This is a genomic window from Scandinavium sp. (assembly GCF_036271055.1).
Classification (GTDB): domain Bacteria; phylum Pseudomonadota; class Gammaproteobacteria; order Enterobacterales; family Enterobacteriaceae; genus Scandinavium.
On the sequence record NZ_DATBBJ010000038.1, the window covers coordinates 1 to 3,154 of the forward strand.

6 protein-coding genes are annotated in these 3,154 nt (G+C 47.1%); all 6 read left to right on the forward strand.

The annotated features are described in order from the left end of the window. Positions 1-400: hypothetical protein (locus tag VH187_RS05705; RefSeq protein ID WP_329700521.1), on the forward strand; the 400-nt coding region annotated here is incomplete at its 5' end. A 381-nt stretch (positions 401-781) separates the two neighbouring features. Beyond that, positions 782-949, forward strand: a complete 168-nt coding sequence (locus VH187_RS05710) for a hypothetical protein (RefSeq protein WP_329700522.1) — start codon at positions 782-784, stop codon at positions 947-949. A gap of 5 nt (positions 950-954) precedes the next feature. Beyond that, positions 955-1,353: a hypothetical protein gene (locus VH187_RS05715; RefSeq protein ID WP_329700523.1), complete on the forward strand. Its 399-nt coding sequence runs from the start codon at positions 955-957 to the stop codon at positions 1,351-1,353. Further along, on the forward strand, positions 1,353-2,201 hold the full coding sequence (locus tag VH187_RS05720) for an N-acetylmuramoyl-L-alanine amidase (RefSeq protein WP_329700524.1): 849 nt from the start codon (positions 1,353-1,355) through the stop codon (positions 2,199-2,201). Before VH187_RS05715 ends, VH187_RS05720 begins: the two co-directional genes overlap by 1 nt. A 109-nt stretch (positions 2,202-2,310) precedes the next feature. Continuing rightward, entirely contained in the window at positions 2,311-2,736 is a 426-nt protein-coding gene (locus VH187_RS05725) for a phage head-tail connector protein (RefSeq protein WP_329700525.1), read from the forward strand. After that, positions 2,729-3,154: DUF7211 domain-containing protein (locus tag VH187_RS05730; RefSeq protein WP_329700526.1), on the forward strand; the 426-nt coding region annotated here is incomplete at its 3' end. The genes VH187_RS05725 and VH187_RS05730, both read left to right, overlap by 8 nt.

A 3,154-nucleotide genomic window follows, 5' to 3' on the forward strand; every position in this document is an offset into this window, starting at 1 on the left:
CGGAGGGACTTTCGCACAAACAAAAGTGAAAGGAAGTCGCGTGGCAGCAAGGCGAAGGAGGGATGAAGCCAAAGAAACTCGCCGCAAACCCGCGACAACTCCAGAGGGCCGGGAAAATGAGATGGTTTCGTTGGCCACTGACCTCGCTGAAAGGCAGATTCGAGAGGGTTCGGCGTCATCCCAGGTGATTACTCACTTCTTAAAGCTCGGTTCGACTCGTGAGAAGCTTGAACAAGAACGACTTGAGCACGAGAATCAACTTCTAGCGGTTAAGAAGGAGCAAATAGAGTCTCAACAACGTATCGAAGAACTATATATCGATGCTATCAAGGCAATGCGTTCATATGCTGGGGATATGCCGCTTCCGGAGGAAAATGCCGAAGATTCGGACATACTCTGAGCTTCGTAGGTTGAGAACGTTTGAAGAGCGCTTTGAATATCTTCGATTGGTAGGAGAAGTAGGATATAGCACGTTTGGGTTTGACAGATGGCTGAATCAGAATTTCTATAGGTCACGTGAGTGGAAACGAGCTCGTAACGCAGTAATTGTTCGGGATAACGGCTGTGATCTTGGTATTGAAGGATTTGAGATATACACGGACTTGATAGTTCATCATATGAACCCCATGTCACCGGATGATATAAAACATGGTGAGACATGGATCATTGATCCGAGATATCTTGTCACAACATCTCTTCAAACTCATAATGCAATTCATTTCGGAGATGAAAGTCTTTTACCTAGGGGACCGATTACAAGACAACCAGGAGATACGAAGTTATGGTAGATGAAGAGAAGCAAGAGCAAGAAGAAAAGACCGAAACGCCCGAAGTTGCTGAAGATCAGCGCGAGCCTTCGGATCCCGACAACCTCAGACCAGCTGACGTTCCGCCTGAGCCTCTGACAAGGCGTGAATATTCTGAAACTGAAGCTCCTGAAGCTGAGTAGGTTATGTGTTGTGGTGGGAGTATATAACCGCAATCGTAACTGCTGCTGCCACCATTGCCGGTTCGGCCTGGGTCATTAGGACTGTAGCGAAATATGTTGAGAAAATGTGTAACGAAAAGATGGAGGCGTTTAAAGAGGGACTGGCCAATGGTTTGAGATTGACTCAAAGAAAGAGAGTAACTATGATCGAAGAACAGCAGCCGCGTGAGGATGAAGAGGTTGAGCCGAACCCCGAGCCCGACGAAGAACTTAGCGATCCGCATCGGGGTCCACTTGACGATCCAGATGATGCTCGATTTCTAGACAAGGATGATGAGCGGCGTACAGCTGCTGGCAGAGATCGTGAAGAGCATCAAGAGCCAGTGCCTTTTGATCAAGAGGTGCAGGGAGATGATGTCGCATAATGGCTCTGAAACGAGTATGGATCCCTTCACCAAATTATTCCAGCCGTGGTGGCAGCGGCGTCCGACTCATTGTGTTGCATACGGCGGAAGGCGCTCGAACCATCGAATCTCTAGGCGGCTTCTTTCAAGGAGATGTTGGCGCCAGTAGTCATACCGGTGCTGACGATAAGGTCAATACGATTGGCGAATACGTCAAACGTAGTAATAAAGCATGGACGCAAGCTAACTACAATCCTGCTGCCGTTGCAATCGAGCTATGTGGTTTTGCTTCGTGGTCTCGAGACGAGTGGATGAACAATCATCGCAACATGCTTGACAATTGTGCCAAGTGGATTGCGGAAGAAGCTGCTCATTTCGGTATTCCCATCACAAAGCTGTCTGCTGGAGCTGCTCAAGGTTCTGGTCGAGGTGTTTGTCAGCACGCTGATCTAGGTTCAGGTGGTGGGGGCCATTGGGACTGTGGGTCGGGCTTTCCAATGGATCATGTTCTTGACTTGGCTCGTGGCGGCGTTCCCGCACCTTCGGAGGAGGATGAAAATTTGATTGCTTCAGCAGTTTCAGAGAGCGGCGTGCACCATGTGTTTTGGGTTGGCGAAGATGGCAAGACCGTTTGGTATCGCTATCAGCGCAGAGGCGAGTCAGATTGGAATGATGGCGGCACGCTGTTGAAGTCGAACGAGAAAATTGTTGGCTTGTCTGCATCAAAATCAGCTACGGGTGTACTTGAGCTGTTTGGTCGTCAAGCTGATGGTGGTCCTGTTCATACTTGGCAGAAGCCAAATCAAACTGCCTGGTCTGGTGGCGAAGAGGGTAAGCAGAGGGCTGCTTTTACCGGCTTACCCAAATGAGGCGTGATCCTCTTTATCTACTTCTTTATATTTTAGCTTTTGTTGTAATTGTAATAGTTATTTTCTGGCTTCTCGGAACAATTCACCGATAATGAAAGGGGGTGAGTAGTTGGAAACTAGTATTCTTACTGCAACCAAGAAGATATTGGGGCTTGCAGACGATTATATAGCGTTTGATCATGATGTTATCACCCATATCAATACTGCATTTTCTACGCTCACCCAATTGGGCGTTGGTCCTGCCGAAGGCTTCATGATTGAAGATGCAACAGCTGTTTGGGATGATTTTCTCGCAATGGCTGATGATCTTCAATACAATTCAATCAAAACTTATGTATATTTGCGAGTTCGCATGTTGTTCGATCCGCCGTCAACGTCATTTGTCATTGCTGCGTTGAATGAACAGATCAAAGAACTCGAGTGGCGTTTGAATGTTCATAGAGAGGAAACAGGATGGGTAGATCCCGATCCAGATACAACTCCTCCCACAGATCCGGATTATCCTTGGTATCCAAGGAAGGTAGCTAATGGATAATGAAGAAGTTATTCAAAAGGTGCTTGCTCATCATGGGGTCAAGGGAATGCATTGGGGCGTTCGTAGAGGTGGAAACTCTGGCGGTTCTGGGGGTTCTTCATTAAAATCAAAATTAGCAAAAAGCAATGCGTCTGAAGTATCGGTAAAGACAAGATCTCATCCACAAGCTAAAACTGTAATAAAAACTACAGGTGGTCGAGGTTTATCAGCGCATCCGGATGCTGTTGCCGCCAGAATAGTTCAACAGAAGCTCAATAAGAGTGGTACACATGCTCTTTCAAATGAAGAATTGCGTAAGTACACTGAGCGTCGTAATCTGGAAGAGAACACCAAGAGATTGAAGCCTGAAACGCCTTTGCAGGCAGGCGCTAAGCATGTGGGTAATTTCTTAAAGACGCCAGAAGGACAAAAGCAAGTT